At 75.3% G+C, this 15596-nt stretch carries 16 protein-coding genes; 8 read left to right on the plus strand and 8 right to left on the minus strand.

Translation table 11 applies throughout. The features are described 5' to 3' along the window. Positions 1-60: 60 nt before the first annotated feature. The 7 genes from BKA21_RS06045 to BKA21_RS06075 all read left to right on the plus strand — a co-directional run bounded on the left by BKA21_RS06045 (position 61) and on the right by BKA21_RS06075 (position 8542). Positions 61-1269 (plus strand): pyridoxal-phosphate-dependent aminotransferase family protein, encoded by a 1209-nt coding sequence (locus BKA21_RS06045; protein WP_170208899.1) that lies wholly within the window; start codon positions 61-63, stop codon positions 1267-1269. Beyond that, positions 1266-2522 carry an allantoate amidohydrolase gene (locus BKA21_RS06050; protein ID WP_140457423.1) on the plus strand — a complete coding sequence of 419 codons (1257 nt, stop codon included), beginning with the start codon at positions 1266-1268 and terminating at the stop codon, positions 2520-2522. Before BKA21_RS06045 ends, BKA21_RS06050 begins: the two co-directional genes overlap by 4 nt. Continuing rightward, on the plus strand, positions 2519-3430 hold the full coding sequence (locus tag BKA21_RS06055) for a MurR/RpiR family transcriptional regulator (protein WP_140457424.1): 912 nt from the start codon (positions 2519-2521) through the stop codon (positions 3428-3430). Before BKA21_RS06050 ends, BKA21_RS06055 begins: the two co-directional genes overlap by 4 nt. Beyond that, entirely contained in the window at positions 3430-4239 is an 810-nt protein-coding gene (locus tag BKA21_RS06060) for an FAD binding domain-containing protein (RefSeq protein ID WP_140457425.1), read from the plus strand. The genes BKA21_RS06055 and BKA21_RS06060 overlap by 1 nt, the downstream gene beginning before the upstream one ends. Continuing rightward, positions 4236-6959: a molybdopterin-dependent oxidoreductase gene (locus tag BKA21_RS06065; RefSeq protein ID WP_140457426.1), complete on the plus strand. Its 2724-nt coding sequence runs from the start codon at positions 4236-4238 to the stop codon at positions 6957-6959. The genes BKA21_RS06060 and BKA21_RS06065 overlap by 4 nt, the downstream gene beginning before the upstream one ends. Before the next feature lie 69 nt (positions 6960-7028). Continuing rightward, positions 7029-7301, plus strand: a complete 273-nt coding sequence (locus BKA21_RS06070; protein ID WP_218886983.1) for a helix-turn-helix domain-containing protein — start codon at positions 7029-7031, stop codon at positions 7299-7301. Beyond that, the gene (locus BKA21_RS06075) at positions 7298-8542 is read left to right on the plus strand and encodes a HipA domain-containing protein (RefSeq protein WP_140457428.1); all 1245 of its coding nucleotides are present in this window, start codon (positions 7298-7300) and stop codon (positions 8540-8542) included. Before BKA21_RS06070 ends, BKA21_RS06075 begins: the two co-directional genes overlap by 4 nt. Positions 8543-8585: 43 nt before the next feature. Here the strand turns inward: BKA21_RS06075 and BKA21_RS06080 are convergent, their stop codons facing one another. The 5 genes from BKA21_RS06080 to BKA21_RS06100 all read right to left on the minus strand — a co-directional run bounded on the left by BKA21_RS06080 (position 8586) and on the right by BKA21_RS06100 (position 10970). Further along, positions 8586-8795 (minus strand): hypothetical protein, encoded by a 210-nt coding sequence (locus BKA21_RS06080; RefSeq protein WP_179625322.1) that lies wholly within the window; start codon positions 8793-8795, stop codon positions 8586-8588. 116 nt (positions 8796-8911) lie between these two features. Further along, positions 8912-9325: a hypothetical protein gene (locus BKA21_RS06085; RefSeq protein ID WP_140457429.1), complete on the minus strand. Its 414-nt coding sequence runs from the start codon at positions 9323-9325 to the stop codon at positions 8912-8914. Then, the gene (locus tag BKA21_RS20120) at positions 9322-9681 is read right to left on the minus strand and encodes a transcriptional regulator (RefSeq protein WP_140457430.1); all 360 of its coding nucleotides are present in this window, start codon (positions 9679-9681) and stop codon (positions 9322-9324) included. The genes BKA21_RS06085 and BKA21_RS20120 overlap by 4 nt, the downstream gene beginning before the upstream one ends. Further along, a complete protein-coding gene (locus BKA21_RS20125; protein ID WP_140457431.1) occupies positions 9678-10253 on the minus strand; it encodes a hypothetical protein in 576 nt (191 codons plus the stop codon). The genes BKA21_RS20120 and BKA21_RS20125 overlap by 4 nt, the downstream gene beginning before the upstream one ends. Before the next feature lie 96 nt (positions 10254-10349). Beyond that, positions 10350-10970, minus strand: a complete 621-nt coding sequence (locus BKA21_RS06100) for a hypothetical protein (protein WP_140457432.1) — start codon at positions 10968-10970, stop codon at positions 10350-10352. A gap of 152 nt (positions 10971-11122) precedes the next feature. On the opposite strand from BKA21_RS06100, the gene BKA21_RS06105 reads away from it, so the two are divergent. Continuing rightward, complete coding sequence (locus BKA21_RS06105; protein ID WP_140457433.1) at positions 11123-11545, plus strand: hypothetical protein; 423 nt, start codon at positions 11123-11125, stop codon at positions 11543-11545. Between the two features lie 46 nt (positions 11546-11591). Here the strand turns inward: BKA21_RS06105 and BKA21_RS06110 are convergent, their stop codons facing one another. From BKA21_RS06110 to BKA21_RS06120, 3 genes are all read right to left on the minus strand, one after another. Then, positions 11592-12878 carry an ATP-binding protein gene (locus tag BKA21_RS06110; RefSeq protein WP_140457434.1) on the minus strand — a complete coding sequence of 429 codons (1287 nt, stop codon included), beginning with the start codon at positions 12876-12878 and terminating at the stop codon, positions 11592-11594. 93 nt (positions 12879-12971) lie between these two features. Then, the gene (locus BKA21_RS06115) at positions 12972-14564 is read right to left on the minus strand and encodes an ABC transporter permease (RefSeq protein WP_140457435.1); all 1593 of its coding nucleotides are present in this window, start codon (positions 14562-14564) and stop codon (positions 12972-12974) included. Beyond that, positions 14561-15469 carry an ABC transporter ATP-binding protein gene (locus BKA21_RS06120; protein ID WP_140457436.1) on the minus strand — a complete coding sequence of 303 codons (909 nt, stop codon included), beginning with the start codon at positions 15467-15469 and terminating at the stop codon, positions 14561-14563. Before BKA21_RS06120 ends, BKA21_RS06115 begins: the two co-directional genes overlap by 4 nt. Between the last annotated feature and the right edge of the window lie 127 nt (positions 15470-15596).

Below are 15596 nucleotides of genomic sequence, written 5' to 3' on the forward strand. Positions count from 1 at the left end.
TGACGCGGGACGCCCCTGGTGGAAACACCGGTGAAACGGCCGTTTCGTAGCGTGCCGCCCATGACGCTCACGCCCCCGCACCGGCTGCTCATGGGACCGGGCCCGATCAGCGCCGACCCGCGCGTGCTGCGCGCCATGTCCGCCGCGCTGGTCGGGCAGTTCGACCCGGTGATGACGGGGTACATGAACGCCACGCAGGCGCTCTACCGCCAGGTCTTCCGCACCGCGAACGAGGCCACCGTCCTGGTGGACGGCACCGCCCGCGCCGCGATCGAGGCAGCGGTGGTCTCCCTCGTCGAGCCGGGCGACCGCGTGCTGGTCCCGGTGTTCGGGCGCTTCGGGCACCTGCTCGTCGAGATCGCCCGCCGCGCCGGCGCCGACGTCGCCACCGTCGAGGCGCCCTGGGGGCAGGTCGTCGACCCCGCCCGCGTCGAGGAGGCCGTCCGCGCGCACCGCCCGAAGCTCGTCGCGGTGGTCCAGGGCGACACGTCCACGACCATGTGCCAGCCGCTGGCCGAGATCGGCGAGATCTGCGCCCGCCACGACGTGCTGCTCTACGTCGACGCGACCGCGTCCGTCGTCGGCAACGACCTGCGCACCGACGACTGGGGCCTCGACGTCGTCACCGTCGGCCTGCAGAAGTGCCTCGGCGGCCCGTCGGGCAGCGCGCCGACGACCGTCTCCGACCGGGCCCGCGCCGTCATCGACGACCGCAAGCACGTCGAGCAGGGCCTGCGCACCGACGACGACGAGCCCACCGGCACCGTCATCGGGTCCAACTACCTCGACCTCGCGCAGATCCTCGACTACTGGGGGCCGCGCCGCCTCAACCACCACACCGAGGCCACGTCGATGCTCTACGCGGCGTACGAGTGCGCGCGCATCGTGCTGGAGGACGGCCTCGACGCGACGATCGAGCGGCACCGCGTCGCCGGCGCGGCCATGCTCGCGGGCGTCCAGGGCCTGGGGCTGACCGTGTTCGGCGACGTCGCGCACAAGATGCACAACGTCGTCGCCGTCGAGGTGCCCGACGCCGTCGTCGCCGACGCCGTGCGCGCCGCGATGCTCGACGACTTCGCCATCGAGATCGGCACGTCGTTCGGCCCCCTGCACGGGCGCGTGTGGCGGATCGGCACGATGGGGTACAACGCCCGCAAGGACGCCGTGCTGACCACGCTCGCCGCGCTGGAGCACGTGCTGCGCGCCCACGGCGCCGCGGTGCCGACCGGCGGCGGCGTCGCGGCCGCGCTCGAGGTGTACGCGGCATGACCTCCCTCGTCGACCGGACCTCGGCCACCACGGTGCTGGCCCGCTGCGACGCGCTCGCGGTGTGCTCGGAGCACCCCGAGCACCTGGACCGCGCGCACCTGACGCCGGCGCTGGCCGCCGCGCACCGCCTGGTCGAGCCGTGGATGGCCGAGGCGGGGCTGCGCACGTGGCGCGACCAGGCCGGCAACCTGTGCGGGCGGGTCGAGGGGCGCGAGCCCGGCCTGCCGGCGCTGCTGCTGGGCTCGCACCTGGACACCGTCCCGGACGCGGGCCGGTACGACGGCATGCTCGGCGTGCTGCTCGCGGTCGCGGTGGTCGAGCGGCTGCGGGACCGGTGGGCGGACCTGCCGTTCGCGCTGGAGGTCGTGGGGTTCACCGACGAGGAGGGCTCGCGGTTCGGGTCGGCGCTGATGGGCAGCCGCGCGCTGGCGGGCACGTGGGACGACGCGTGGTGGGACCGGCGCGACGCGGACGGGGTGACGCTGGCCGACGCCGCGCGCGCGTTCGGGCTCGACCCGGCGCTCGTCGGCACGGCGGCCCGGCGCCGCGAGGACCTGGTCGGGTACCTCGAGGCGCACATCGAGCAGGGCCCCCACCTGGAGGAGGCCGACCGGTCGCTGGGCGTGGTGACGACCATCGCGGGTGCGGAGCGCTTCGTCGTGGAGGTCGTCGGCGAGGCCCGGCACGCGGGCGGCACGCCGTACGCGCGGCGCCGGGACGCGCTGGTCGGCGCCGCGGAGGTCATCACGTTCGTCGAGCGGACCGCGCGCGCGTCGGGCGCCATCGCGACGGTCGGGCGGATCGACGTCGAGCCGGGCGCCGTCAACGTCGTGCCCGGGCGGGCGGTGATGACGCTGGACCTGCGCGCGGCGACGGACGCCGAGCGCGACGCGATGCGCGCGACGCTGCTCGCCGGGATCGAGGAGCTGTGCACGGCGCGCGGCCTGACGGTGCACGTGACCTCGACGCACGCGGCCCCGGCGACGCCCTGCGCGCCGTGGCTGCGCGACGCGGTCCGTGCGGGCGTCGTCGCGACCGGCGACGCCCTCCCGCTCGAGCTGTGGAGCCGCGCCGGGCACGACGGCATGGCGGTCGCGGCCGTCACGGACGTGGCCATGCTGTTCGTCCGCTGCCACGACGGCATCAGCCACCACCCCGACGAGGCGGTGCGCGAGGTCGACGTCGCCGCGGCCCTCGACGCGTTCACGGCGGCCGTGCTGGCCGTCGCCGACGACGTGGCGGGCCGGGCATGACCGCGCCGACGACCCTGGCCGCCGCGGCGGAGCGCGCCGAGGCGCCCGCGGAGCCGACGGCCCCGGAGCACCCGGCCGACCTGGACGGCCTGCGCATCGACGAGCGCGTGGCGCTGCGCTACGCGGACCTGCCGCCGCAGGAGCGCAAGGGCGCGGACGTGCTGCTGGAGCACTTCGGCGACCTGGCGACGTACTCCGCGGCCGAGCTCGCGAGCCTGGCCGGGGTGTCGAAGGCCACGATGAGCCGGCTGTTCCGCAACCTCGGGTTCGAGGACTTCACGCAGGTGCGCGAGCACCTGCGTCGCCTGCGCCAGCACGGGCTGCCCGTGACGCTGGGCGCGACGGCCGACCTCGACGCGCACGTCGAGGCCGAGGGCGCCGCGGTGCAGCGGGCCGTCGCGGCCCTCGGCGTGCACCTCGACGCGGTCGCGGACCTGCTCGCGCACGCCCCGCGCGTCGTCGTCGTGGGACTGCGCAACAGCTACCCGGTGGCCCTGCACCTGCGCCAGCAGCTCACGCAGGTGCGCCCGCACGTGACGCTGCTGCCGCAGCCGGGGCAGTCGTGGTCGGAGGACGTCGTCGACCTGGGCCCGCAGGACGCGGTGGTGCTGGTGGCGTTCCGCCGCCGCCCGCCGGGGGTGCGGGCGCTGGCCGAGCGGCTGCAGGCGGCCGGCACGCCCGTGGTGCTGCTGGCCGACCCGACGGCCCGCGCCCTGGCGGCGCACGCCACCTGGTGGGTGGAGTGCCCGGTGCAGGCCCGCGGGGCGTTCGACTCGTACGCGGCCGCGTCCAGCGTGGTCGCGGTGCTGGCCGACGCGGTCCTGGCCCGGCGCGGGCGGACCGGGGAGCAGCGGGTGGCGTCGATCGACTCGGCGTACCGCACGCTCGGCGAGGTCGAGGCCCGCTGATGGACCTGGGCACGGTGACGTCGCTGCGCGCGGCCCGCGAGCGCGCCGACCTGCGGCTGGCACCGGGCGAGGTGCTGCTGGCGGGCGGCACGTGGCTGTTCTCCGAGCCGCAGCCGGGCGTGCACGGGCTGGTGGACCTCATGGCGCTGGGCTGGGAGCCGGTCGAGCGCACGGGCGCCGGGCTGCGGGTGGCGGCCACGTGCACGGTCGAGCAGCTCGCGGCGCACGTGCCGGACCCGGCGTGGGCGGCGTGGCCGCTGGTCGGGGCGTGCGCGGACGCGCTGCTGATGTCGTTCAAGGTGCAGGGGCAGGCCACGGTGGGCGGCAACCTGGCGCTGGCGCTGCCGGCGGGGGCGATGACGTCGTTGACGTCCGCGCTCGACGGGGTGGCGGTGGTGTGGACGCCCGACGGCGGCGAGCGGCGCGAGCGTGTCGCGGACCTGGTGCGCGGCGCGGGCCGCACGAGCCTGACCCCCGGCGAGGTGCTGCGCGCGGTGGAGCTGCCGGAGCACGCGCTGCGGGCGCGGACGGCGGTGCGGCAGGTGTCGCTCACGGCCGTGGGCCGGTCGGCGTCGCTCGTGGTGGCCCGGCAGGACGAGGACGGCACCGTGACGCTGACGGTGACGGCGGCCGTGCCGCGGCCGGTGCAGCACCGGTTCGCCGGCGTGCCGGCGTCCGCGCAGGTGGACGCGGTCCTGGCGGGGCTGGAGTGGTTCGACGACGTGCACGGCGCCCCGGACTGGCGGCGTGCGGTGACGACGGTGCTGGCGCACGAGGTCGTCGCGGAGCTGGCGGAGGTGGGCGCGTGAGGGTCGACGGCCAGGAGGTCGCGGCGACGCCCGCACCGGGGCAGTGCCTGCGCACGTTCCTGCGGCAGGAGGGCCACGTCGCGGTGAAGAAGGGCTGCGACTCCGGCGACTGCGGGGCGTGCACGGTGCTGGTGGACGGGCAGGCCCGGCACTCGTGCCTGGTCCCGGCGGTGCGGGTCGCGGACGCCGAGGTCACGACGGCCGCGGGCCTGGGCACCCCGGACGCGCTGAGCCCGGTGCAGGAGGCGTTCGTCGACGCCCAGGGGTTCCAGTGCGGGTTCTGCACGGCCGGCATGGTGGTCACGGCCACGGCGCTCGCGGACGACGACGGGCACGTGCACCTCGACGAGGACGGGCTGGTCCGCCGGTTCAAGGGCAACCTGTGCCGGTGCACCGGGTACCGGTCGGTGCGGGACGCGCTGGCGGGCAAGACGAACGTGGTCCGCGAGGGCGGCGTCGGCGATGCGGTGGCGGTGCCCGCGGGGCGGCGCCTCGTGTGCGGGCGCGAGCCGTTCACGCTGGACGAGCCGCCGACGGGCCTGCTGCACCTGGCAGTGCTGGGCTCCCCGCACAGCCACGCGCGGATCACCCGCATCGACACGACGGCCGCGCGGGCGCTGCCGGGGGTCCACCTGGTGCTCACGCACCACGACTCCCCCGACGTGCTGTTCTCCACGGGCCGGCACCAGCACCGCACGGACGACCCGGACGACACGCGGGTGCTGGACGACGTCGTGCGGTTCCACGGGCAGCGCGTCGCCGCGGTGGTCGCGGACTCGGTCGCGGTCGCGCAGGCCGCGTGCGCGCTGGTCGAGGTGGAGTACGAGGTGCTGCCCGCGGTCTTGGACCCCGAGGAGGCCCGCCGCCCCGGTGCGCCGCTGGTGCACGGCGACAAGGACGCGGCGACGTCCCGCATCGCCGACCCGGCGCGCAACGTGGTCGCGGCCAGCCACGGCGAGGTGGGCGACGTCGACGCGGCGCTCGCGGCGGCGCACCGCACGGTGCGCGGCACGTGGCGCACGGCCCGGGTCTCGCACGCGGCCCTGGAGACGCACGCGGCGGTCGGCTGGCTGGACGACGACGGGCGGCTGGTGGTGCGCACGAGCACGCAGGTGCCGTTCCTCGTCCGCGAGGAGCTGTGCCACGTCTTCGGCCTCGACCGCGACCGGGTGCGGGTGCTGGCCGCGCGCGTGGGCGGCGGGTTCGGCGGCAAGCAGGAGCTGCTGACGGAGGACCTGGTGACGCTGGCGGTGCTGCGCCTGGGCCGGCCCGTGCAGTACGAGATGACGCGCGAGGACGAGCTCGCGCTGGCCCCGTGCCGGCACCCCATGCGCGTGGAGGTCGCGCTCGGCGCCGACGCGGACGGACGGCTGACGGCGATGCACCTGGACGTGCTCTCGGACACCGGCGCGTACGGCAACCACGGCCCGGGCGTGATGTTCCACGGCATCCACGAGTCGGTGGCGCAGTACCGGTGCCCGGCCAAGCGCGTGGACGCCGAGGCCGTCTACACCCACCAGCTCCCGTCGGGCGCGTTCCGCGGGTACGGGCTGGGGCAGGTGCTGTTCGCGCTGGAGTCCGCGGTCGACGAGCTCGCCCGCGAGCTGGGCCTGGACCCGTTCGAGATGCGCCGCCGCAACGTGGTGCGCCCGGGCGACGCGTTCCTCGTCAACCAGGAGGACACCACGACGGACCTCGGCTACGGCGTCGGTGACGACGACACCCCGTCGTACGGGCTGGTCGAGTGCCTCGACCTCGTCGAGGACGCCCTGGCCACCACGCGCGCGGGCGATGCCACGCTGGTGCCGACCGGCGACCGCTGGCGCACGGGCGAGGGCCTGGCGGTGGCGATGATCGCGACGATCCCGCCGCGCGGGCACCACTCGACCGCGACGGTGCACGTGGACGCCGACGGCCGCTACGAGGTCGCCGTCGGCACGGCGGAGTTCGGCAACGGCACCTCCACGGTGCACGTCCAGCTCGTCGCGACCGCGCTGGGCACGTCCCCCGACCGGGTGCGCCTGCGCCAGTCCGACACCGACCGCTCCGGCTACGACACCGGCGCGTACGGCTCGACGGGCTCCGTCGTCGCGGGCCGCGCCGTGGCCCAGGCCGCGGCCCTCCTGCACGACGACCTCGTGGCCGCGGCCCTCGCCCTGGCCGCCCCGGCCCCGGGCGTCGTGCCCGTCGTCGGCCCCGACGGCGTCCGGGTCGGCGACCGGCTGGTCACGTTCGCCGAGATCGGCCCGCGCAGCGCCGAGGGCTCGCACCACGGCAGCCCCCGCTCGGTCGCGTTCAACGTGCACGCGTTCCGGGTGGCCGTCGACACCGCGACCGGCACGGTGCGGATCCTGCAGTCCGTGCAGGCCGCCGACGCGGGCGTCGTCCTCAACCCCGAGCAGCTGCGCGGGCAGATCGAGGGCGGGGTCGCGCAGGGCATCGGATCGGCCCTGCAGGAGGAGACGCTGATCGTCGACGGCGTGGTCACCACCCGCGCCCTGCGCACCTACCGCGTGCCGCAGATGGCCGACGTCCCCCCGACCCGCGTGCTGCTGGCCCGCACCCACGACGGCCTGGGCCCGCACGGCGCGAAGTCCATGAGCGAGGCCCCCTACAACCCCGTCGCCCCCGCCCTGGCCAACGCCGTTCGCGACGCCCTCGGCGTGCGCCCCTACGAGATCCCCCTGACCCGCGACCGCGTGTGGCGCCTCACCCGCTGACGCACATACGCTGAATCACATCTGATTCAATCGAATCTTTACTACGAATGCATCAGATATGATGCATCCATGCAGCAGGTGCCGAATGAATCAGATGTGATTCGCCCCAAGTGGTACCGCACCAGGTCCATGCGGTCTCTCGGCGTCGCGGTCCGTGACGCCCGGGAGACCCGCGGCCTGACGCAGGACGAGCTCGCGGACCTGATCTCGTCCTCGCGCCCCACCCTGTCCCGCCTCGAGCGCGGCGCCTCCGTCTCGGCCGAGACCGTGCTCGAGGCCCTCGCGCGCTGCGGCTACGAGATGGTCGTCGTCCCGCGCGGCTCCCAGGTCACCGTGTCATGACCGACCGTCTGGTCGTCTGGCTGCACGGCTCGCGCCTCGCCGAGGTCCACCGCCTGCGCAACGGGCGCCTGCGGCTGCGGTTCGACCCCGACGCCGTCAACCGCTACGGCTTCGGCACCTGCCCCTTGTCCCTGTCCCTCCCGGTCACCGACCGCCGGGTGCAAGGGCCGGCCCTGGACCGGTTCCTCGACAACCTTCTGCCCGAGAGCAGCGTGCGGTCGGCGCTGGAGCGCGAGAACGGCGTGAGCCCGGGCGATGCTTTCGCCCTCCTGGGGGTCCTCGGCCGCGAGTGCGCCGGGGCGGTCCAGCTGACGCCCGACGACACCCCGGTGGGCACCGGTCGGCTGGTCCCGATGTCGGACGACCAGGTCGCCACGCTGGTCGCCCGCCTGCCCACGCTCGACCCGCCCGACGGTGAGGTCGTCAGCGCCTCGCTCGGCGGTGTGCAGGCCAAGGTGCTGCTCACCCGGACCGACGACGGCTGGGCGTGGCCGGCCGACGGCGCGATGTCGACGCACATCGTCAAGCCCGAGCCCGTGGCGGATGTGGCGGTCCCCGACCTGGTCCGCTGGGAGGAGTGGACCCTGCGGCTCGCCCGGACGGCCGGCCTGCCGGCAGCGCGGGCCGAGCTGGTCGACTTCGACGGGCGCACCGCCGTCGTCGTCGAGCGCTTCGACCGCCAGGACGGCCGACGCCTGCACCAGGAGGACATGGCCCAGGCGCTGGGTGTCGCCGCCCGCGACAAGTACGAACCCTCGACCGGACGGCCGTCCCGGCTGGAGCAGCTCGTCGCCGCCGCACGCCCGCAGGCGGTGGACCCCGACAGGTTCGTCACGGACCTCGTCGCCCAGCTGACGTTCAACCTCGTCATCGGCAACGGCGACGCCCACGCCAAGAACTACTCGCTCACCCTCGGCGAGCGGCCGGCCTGCGACATGGCCCCGCTGTACGACGTCGCACCGGTCTTCCTGCTCAACCCGACCTACCAGCACTTCGGGCTCGCGCTCGACGGGCAGACCCGGCTGCGCCACCTGACCGGTGCGCACCTCGTCCGCGAGGCCCAGCACTGGGGGGCTCGACCGACCGACGTGCGGCAGGTCGTCGAGCGTGTCACCACCGCGATCCGCGAGGCGCTACCGAACTGCGCGGGCGACGGCATCGACACCACGACGGTCGCGTCGCAGATCGACGAACGGGCCACCCGCGTGCTCCACGACGCGACCACCGCCACGACGACCTGACGCCGTGCTCAACGGCTCCGGTCGGCAACATCGACCTCACCCGCTACGAGTCGTCGCCGTCATCGATGTACCCGTTCCTCGTGAGCGCGGCAAGAACGTCGGCCTGCCACGCGTCCTCGTCCACGACGCGCCAGTCATGGTCCCGGACGCACCGGTAGTGGGGCGGGTCCTCCGGCTCGAAGCAGCCCAGGAGCACCAGGTCGCCTGCGGCGGCGGCGGCACGCGCGGCCTCGACCGGCAGTCCGAACAGCACGGGCACACCTTGCTCGCCGCAGCGTGGACATCCACTCACGGCCACGACCGTAGAGGAGTGCGGCGCGCCCCACGTCCTGACGCGGCCTCGAGCCGCCGCAGCGTCGAGTCGCCTTCTCAGCGGCCCCAGAAGTACGCGTGCGCCACGAGCTCGGTGTGGGTGGCGTGGCACCGGCGGTACGTCCGGTCGAACTCGCGGTCGGCCGCCGCGGAGTCGGCCTCGCCCGTGTAGTCCACCTCGATCGTGAACCCCGTGCCGGGTCCGTCGACGCCGGCACGGCCTGGCGAGTACCCGGCGCCCTGCAGGCAGGTGCGCTCGGCCTCCCAGGCGGCCTCCATCTCGGCGAGCGTCACGACGCCGTCGGCCAGGGCCCGCCGCTGGGCCTCCGGTGCCGTGCCGACGTCCTCGGCGGTGAAGAGCGCCTCGGTCTGCCGCGGACGCATGAGGATCGCCGGGACGGTCAGGTAGAGCACCGCGAGCGCGAGCAGCACGCCGGCGACGACGGTCAGAGGGCGGGGACGGCGCTTCATCGGGGCTCTCCTTGACAGGCGTGAGGTGGCTCGGCGGTGTGCGGCGGGTCGCTGAGCCGCAGGAGGCGGCGGAGCAGGTCGACCTCCGCGGCCAGGGCGCGCTCGCCCTGCGGGGTGATCCGTGCCCAGGTGCGCGCCCGCCGGCCGTCGGAGCCCTTGCGCAGCTCGACGTGCCCGGCGTCGACGAGCACCTCGAGGTGCCGGCCGAGGTTGCCGTCGGTGAGCCCCAGCGCCCGCTTGAGCCGCGTGAAGTCCGCCTCCTCGTGCTCGACGAGGACGGCCAGGATCCCCAGGCGGGCGCGCTGGTGGACGGTCTCGTCGAGGTCGGCGAGCGGGTGGCGGTCGTCGTCGCTCACGCCGCCGGGGCGCCGACCAGCACGCGACGTTCGACGACGTAGGCGCGGACAGCGCAGGCCGCGAGGACCGCAGTCAGCAGGCCGAGGACGACCGCCCCGGGCGCAGGCCCGAGGAACGCCACGTGGTTGTCGATCGTGTACAGCGCCACGAGCGGGCACAGCGCGACGAGCGCCGCGCCAGGGGCCCACAGCAGCGGGCTCTTCCGACGCAGCCCGATCGCGACGAGGCCGATCCCGAGGAACGTCCCGACCCCCGCCATGGTGACCCCGATGAAGGAGAGCGGGAAGAACAGGGCGAGGGCCAGCGCGATCACCGCCGCGGCGCCGAACCCGTCGCGCCCGCCGCCCATGCCCGTGGCGCGCTCCCGGCCGCGCACGACGACCCAGAGCAGCCCGTAGACGATCGCGGGGAGCGCGATGCTCCACCACCGGAAGCCCGGGTCGCCCAGCGCGCGGTCGACCGTGAGGGCGGCGAGCGCGGCGGCGTGCACAGTCAGCACGAGCGAGTCGGTGTGCCGCGCGGCGCGCTCGCGGCGGCGCACGTCGTCGACGAAGTCGGGGAGGCTGGTCACGCGGTTCACTCTGCATGGCAGAGCAAGTGCGGTCAAGGCCGCTCCGGGCGACCGACGGGCGTGCGAGCCGGTCGCACCGGCGGACTCGCGCAGCGGTCAGACCGCGAACCGCACGGCGTGCTGGGACCGGCGGGCCTGGGTGGAGGCCCATGACGCGCACGCACCGAACCCGACGCTCGCGACCGCCGACAGCACGACAGGGACCCACGCCTCGAACCCGCTCGACCCCACGACGAGGAGGACCAGCCGGACGAGCAGGTGCAGGGCGACGACCCCGGCGCCCGCTCCCCAGAGCAGGCGGCTGCGCCGGTACAGTCCGAGCGCGACGAGCCCGAGACCCAGCAACCCCCACATGCCGAAGGCTCCGAGCGGGAGCGCCAGCGCGGGCTGCAGCGGCACGAGCACGAGGCCCACGACGGCCGCCACGCCGAGACCCGCACCGCCGCCGCTCGTCCGCCTGGACCGCTCCCCCGCCCGGACGGCCCACCACGCCGCGCCGTACACGAACGCCGGGGTGACGCCTGCGAGTGCGAACCCGAGGACCGCCAGGCCGATCGCCCGCTGGGGTTCCGCGTCCGCGTTCGACGCGATGACGGCCGCCCAGGCAGCCAGCACCGCGAGGCCCGCGGCGTGGGAACGGAGCAGCACCCCCTCGGCGCGTCGCACGGCGATCTCGCGTCGCCGCAGGTCAGGACCGGCATCAGGCAGGGTGTCCACGGGGCACACCTTGGTGGGCGCCCGCGCACCCGTCAAGGCTGGCGAGCACAGGTGTCAGCAGATGCCTCGCGCGGCTCGACCGCCACTTGCCGGGACGCCACGCCAGGAGCGGCCCGGCGTGTCGTCGAGCCCCGCCCTGGGACGATGGCCGCATGCCCGGGTTCGTCAGGTTCCAGAGCGCGACCCGCAGCCCCTCCGGGAGGTTCCCCGGGGTGTTCGCCCTCGCCAACGGGCTGGCGCGCGAGGCCGCCCTGTCGGCTGACGACGCCGCGTGGTGGCGCACCGCCAACGACCGGATGACCGCCGCCTACGTCGACCCGTCCACCGTGGACCCGCTCTCCTACGACCCCGTCCTCCATCCCGGTGCGCGCGCGTGGTTCAAGGACGACGCCCACGCGCTCATCGCCATGACGCGCGAGTACCTGGCACTGCTCGACCGGTACGGCGTCGCGTGGGTCGAGCTGCGCACGGCAGACCCCGGCGAGATCGTCTACGAGGACGACGTCCAGGCTGTCGCTGTTCCCCGGGCCGTGACGGCGGGTGCCGGGCCTGACCACGGCGGCGCGACGCCCTGACCGGGACGGCACGCCGCCGCTCATGGGGCGACCGCTCGCACGACGGTCAGGGACCCAGCAGCGCCAGCGGGACCACTGCGATGCCGTCCGGGCGGCGGTAGGCGTCGCGGCCGGTCGTGACGAGGACCATGTCGGTGAGCGCGTCGCCGAGCTGGTCCTTGAGCCAGAGCAGGTGCCGGACGTCGCGGGCCGAGGGTGCACTGGCGAGCTTGACCTCGACGGCGACGAGGCGGCGACCGCGCCCCTCGACGAGGAAGTCGACCTCGTGCTCGCCGCCGCGGGTGCGCAGGTGCGACACGCGCGCGTCGGCGGCCTGGGCGAAGACGCGCAGGCTGAGCGCGACGAGCGACTCGAACAGCCCGCCCAGCAGCGTGCCGTCACGCTGGACGGCCACCTGCCCGTCGTCCCCGCGGATCAGCGCCTCGGCGTCCATGTCGAGCAGCACGGCGGCCAGGGCCGGGTCGGCGAGGAAGTGCTTGGGGCTGGAGACGAGGCGGGAGAGGCCGGCCCCGGAGGGCGCATCCCAGGCCGGGACCGGGTCGTACACCCAGATGCGCTCCAGGGTGTCGCGGTAGGGCTGGGTCGTCGTGCGCGGCGGCGGGTCGGTGTGACCGGCGGACGCGGCGTCACGGATGGTCTCGTACGAGGCCGAGGTCCCCGACGCGGCGGCGAGCGCACGCATCCACCGACGCAGGCCGGCCGGGTTGCGGACCTCGCGGCCCGCCTCGGGGAAGTCACGGTCGACGATCCGGTCGACATAACCCTCGAGCAGCGCGCGCCGCGGGCGGGGGCTCACGTGCTGCATGCCGGGGAAGCCCCCACCGACGAGGGCGTCCGCGTAATGCTCCAGCACGCGGGAGGTCGCGCCCTCGATCCGGGCCTGTCCCGCCAGCAGGCCCGCGAGCGACACCGAGGGCACCTCCCAGGAGCGTTCGGGGAGCGTGAGAGGGCGCATCCGCAGGGTGACGATGCGCCCCGCGCCGGAGTGCGTCTGCGGCGTCCCCGGAGACGCACTACCCGTGAGGAGGAATGCCCCGGCGTCGGCGCCGTCGTCGACGGCGCGACGGACGACGTCCCACGTGGCCGGCAGCCGCTGCCACTCGTCGACGAGCACGGGCGGCCCGGCCCGGCTCAACCGGCCGGGGTCGGCCTCGACGACACCCCTGTCGGCCTCGTCGTCGAGCCGCAGCACGGTCCGGGCCCGGCGCGACGCCGTCGCGGTCTTGCCGACGCCCTTCGGGCCGTCGATGGCGACGGCAGGCAGCTCGGCCAGGTACTCGTCGAGCTGGGCGTCGACGACCCGCGACCGGTAGGACGTCTGCGCAGGTGACATGGGCCAACGATACAGTCTGCCGGGCCACTAGGCTACAGTTTGCCAGGCACCTAGGCTACGGTTTGCCGGGCTGGAGGACGACGGATCGGCAGCTCAGCGGGCGATATCGCGGCGGCGGAAGCCGCCGAACCCCACCGCGAGCAGGGCCGCGATCACGAGCGCGAGCCATCCGAGGCCGGTCCAGTCGGGCGTCTCCGCGAGGACCGCGGGCACGTGCCAGAACGGGCTGATCCCGAGGACCCAGTCGTCGAGGCCGAACGTCGGGCCCAGCAGCGTCAGCACGAACGAGACGAGGACGCCGGCCCACGCGGCGACGGCGTGCGCGGGGCGGGCGCCGACCACGGCGACGGCGAGCGCGACGACGGTCCACACGGCCGGGACGGTCGCGAGGGCCTGGACGAGCACGTCGGCGAACGTGACGCCGATGCCGGCGCGCGACGCGAGCAGCGCGACGAGGGTGCCCGCCACGGTGACGTGGACGGCGGTCGAGGCCAGCGCGAGCAGGACGTGGCTCGCGTAGTAGCGGGTGCGCGGCACGGCACCGGCCAGCACGGGCTCGACGCGGTCGGCGAGCTCCTCGGCGCGGACCTTGAGCACCACCTGCACACCGGCGACCGAGGCGACGATGCCGACGAGGCTGAGGACGGTCCGGACGAAGGCGCCGACCAGCTCGTCGGGCGTCACCGCACCCGCCGCGAGGATCTGCTGCACGCCGGAGGCCCCGGCGAGCAGGTCGTCGACGGAGCTGACGAAGGAGCCGAAGACGACGCCGAGCCCGACGAACGAGACCGCCCACGTGACGACCGGGCCGCGGTTGAGGCGGACCGCGAGCGCCCCGGTGCTGCGGGTGCTGCCGCGGGCGGGGCCCGGCCGCGGCGCGAGCACGCCCTGGCCGAAGTCGCGGCGCCCCTGCAGGACGAACGCCAGGGCGACGACGGCCACGGTGAACGCGAGCGCGAGCAGCAGCGGCGCCCAGCGGTCGCCGCTCGCCGGTCGGGTCTCGAGCATCCAGCCCAGCGGGTTGACCCACGTCGTCCACGCCGGTGCGTCGGTCGAGGACAGGAACCCGCGCAGGACGAACAGGACGCCGAGCGTGCCGACGGCCAGCGAGCTCGCGGTGCGGGCGTCCGAGCCGATCTGCGCCGTGACGGCGGCGACCGCCGCGAACATCGCCCCGCTGGCGGTGAAGGTCGCGCCGAGCAGCATCGAGCTGGCCCAACCCCCGCCGCACAGCACGGTCACCAGGCCCGCGACCACGCCGGCCGCGACCGCACCCACGAGCGCGACCGTGACGCCGACCATGAGGCGGGCCGAGCGGCCCATGACGCCCGACGCCAGCAGCTCGGCCTGCCCCGAGTCCTCCTGGGCGCGGGTCGCGCGGACGACCGCGAAGACCGACCCCAGCGCGACGAGGAACCCGCCGAGGGCGAGGCTGCGCCAGGCGGCGAACCCGTCGACGGTGCTCAGGTCGTGCGCGGGCCCGAAGATCAGCCCGAGCGCCGGGTTGGCGCCGATCGTGACGGCGAGACCCTCGCGGTCGGCCTGGGTCGGGAAGACCCACGGGTAGACGAGCACCGAGCTCGCCGCCAGGCCCGTGGCGATCGCGACCCACGGGGCCAGCAGGCGGCCGTCGTGCCGCAGCGACGCGCGCAGCAGCGTGCGGGTCCCGGCGAGCGGCCGGCTCATCGCGCCCCCTCGGCGTCGTGGTCGTCGTACAGCCGCAGGAACAGGCTCTCCAGCGACGGCGGCGACACGGTCAGGGACGTCAGCCCGCAGGGGGCGAGGGCTGCCATCGCGTCCCCGACCCGCTGCGGGTCGACGCTCGCGGTGAGGGTCAGGCCGTCGAGGTGCACGTCGTCGAACGCCGCGAGGACGGCGGCGCCGGGCGCCCGCTCGACGGTGGCGCGGACCGCGCTGCGGGCCCGCCCGCGCAGGTCCGCGAGGGTCCCCGACCGCACGACCTGCCCCTCGCGGATGATGCTCAGCCGGTCGGCGAGGGTCTCCACCTCGGCCAGGATGTGGCTCGAGAGCAGCACGGTGGTGCCGCGACCGCGGGCCTCCCGGACGACGTCCTGGAACACGTTCTCCATGAGCGGGTCGAGCCCGGACGTGGGCTCGTCGAGCACGAGGAGCTCGACGTCGGAGGCGAGCGCGGCGACGAGGGCGACCTTCTGCCGGTTGCCCTTGGAGTACTGCCGCCCGCGCTTGGTGGGGTCGAGCTCGAACCGCTCGACGAGCTCGGCGCGGCGCCGCTCGTCGAGCCCTCCGCGCAGGGCGCCGAGCAGGTCGACCGCCTCGCCACCGGTCATGCCGGGCCACAGGGCGACGTCGCCCGGCACGTACGCGAGGCGCCGGTGCAGGTCGACGACGTCCGTCCAGGGGTCGCCGTCGAGGACGCGGACCCGGCCGCCGTCGGCCCGGAGCAGGCCGAGCAGGACCCGGATGGTCGTGGACTTCCCGGCGCCGTTGGGCCCGAGGAACCCGTGCACCTGGCCGCGCTCGACCCGCAGGTCGAGCCCTCGCAGCGCGGGGAACGCGCCGAACGACTTGGTCAGCCCGTCGATCTCGACAGCGGCGTCGGAGCTGCTCATGGGCGTCTTCTCCCGTCGGCGGTGCGCCCGGTTCCCGGGCTCGGGTCCAGTGAACTCCTCAGGTGATGAATTCCGCAAGGATGGAACTCCCCGGGAGGGGAATTCTCCGCGCGCGGAGTAGCCTCGC

This window comes from Cellulomonas oligotrophica (assembly GCF_013409875.1).
GTDB lineage: Bacteria > Actinomycetota > Actinomycetes > Actinomycetales > Cellulomonadaceae > Cellulomonas > Cellulomonas oligotrophica.

Bases quoted from the DNA above. Each gene is read 5' to 3' on its own strand.
- BKA21_RS06045 (WP_170208899.1), top strand. From the start codon at position 61: ATGACGCTCACGCCCCCGCACCGGCTGCTCATGGGACCGGGCCCGATC.
- BKA21_RS06050 (WP_140457423.1), top strand. From the start codon at position 1,266: ATGACCTCCCTCGTCGACCGGACCTCGGCCACCACGGTGCTGGCCCGC.
- BKA21_RS06055 (WP_140457424.1), top strand. From the start codon at position 2,519: ATGACCGCGCCGACGACCCTGGCCGCCGCGGCGGAGCGCGCCGAGGCG.
- BKA21_RS06060 (WP_140457425.1), top strand. From the start codon at position 3,430: ATGGACCTGGGCACGGTGACGTCGCTGCGCGCGGCCCGCGAGCGCGCC.
- BKA21_RS06070 (WP_218886983.1), top strand. From the start codon at position 7,029: ATGCAGCAGGTGCCGAATGAATCAGATGTGATTCGCCCCAAGTGGTAC.
- BKA21_RS06075 (WP_140457428.1), top strand. From the start codon at position 7,298: ATGACCGACCGTCTGGTCGTCTGGCTGCACGGCTCGCGCCTCGCCGAG.
- BKA21_RS06085 (WP_140457429.1), bottom strand. From the start codon at position 9,325: ATGAAGCGCCGTCCCCGCCCTCTGACCGTCGTCGCCGGCGTGCTGCTC.
- BKA21_RS06105 (WP_140457433.1), top strand. From the start codon at position 11,123: ATGCCCGGGTTCGTCAGGTTCCAGAGCGCGACCCGCAGCCCCTCCGGG.
- BKA21_RS06110 (WP_140457434.1), bottom strand. From the start codon at position 12,878: ATGTCACCTGCGCAGACGTCCTACCGGTCGCGGGTCGTCGACGCCCAG.
- BKA21_RS06115 (WP_140457435.1), bottom strand. From the start codon at position 14,564: ATGAGCCGGCCGCTCGCCGGGACCCGCACGCTGCTGCGCGCGTCGCTG.
- BKA21_RS06120 (WP_140457436.1), bottom strand. From the start codon at position 15,469: ATGAGCAGCTCCGACGCCGCTGTCGAGATCGACGGGCTGACCAAGTCG.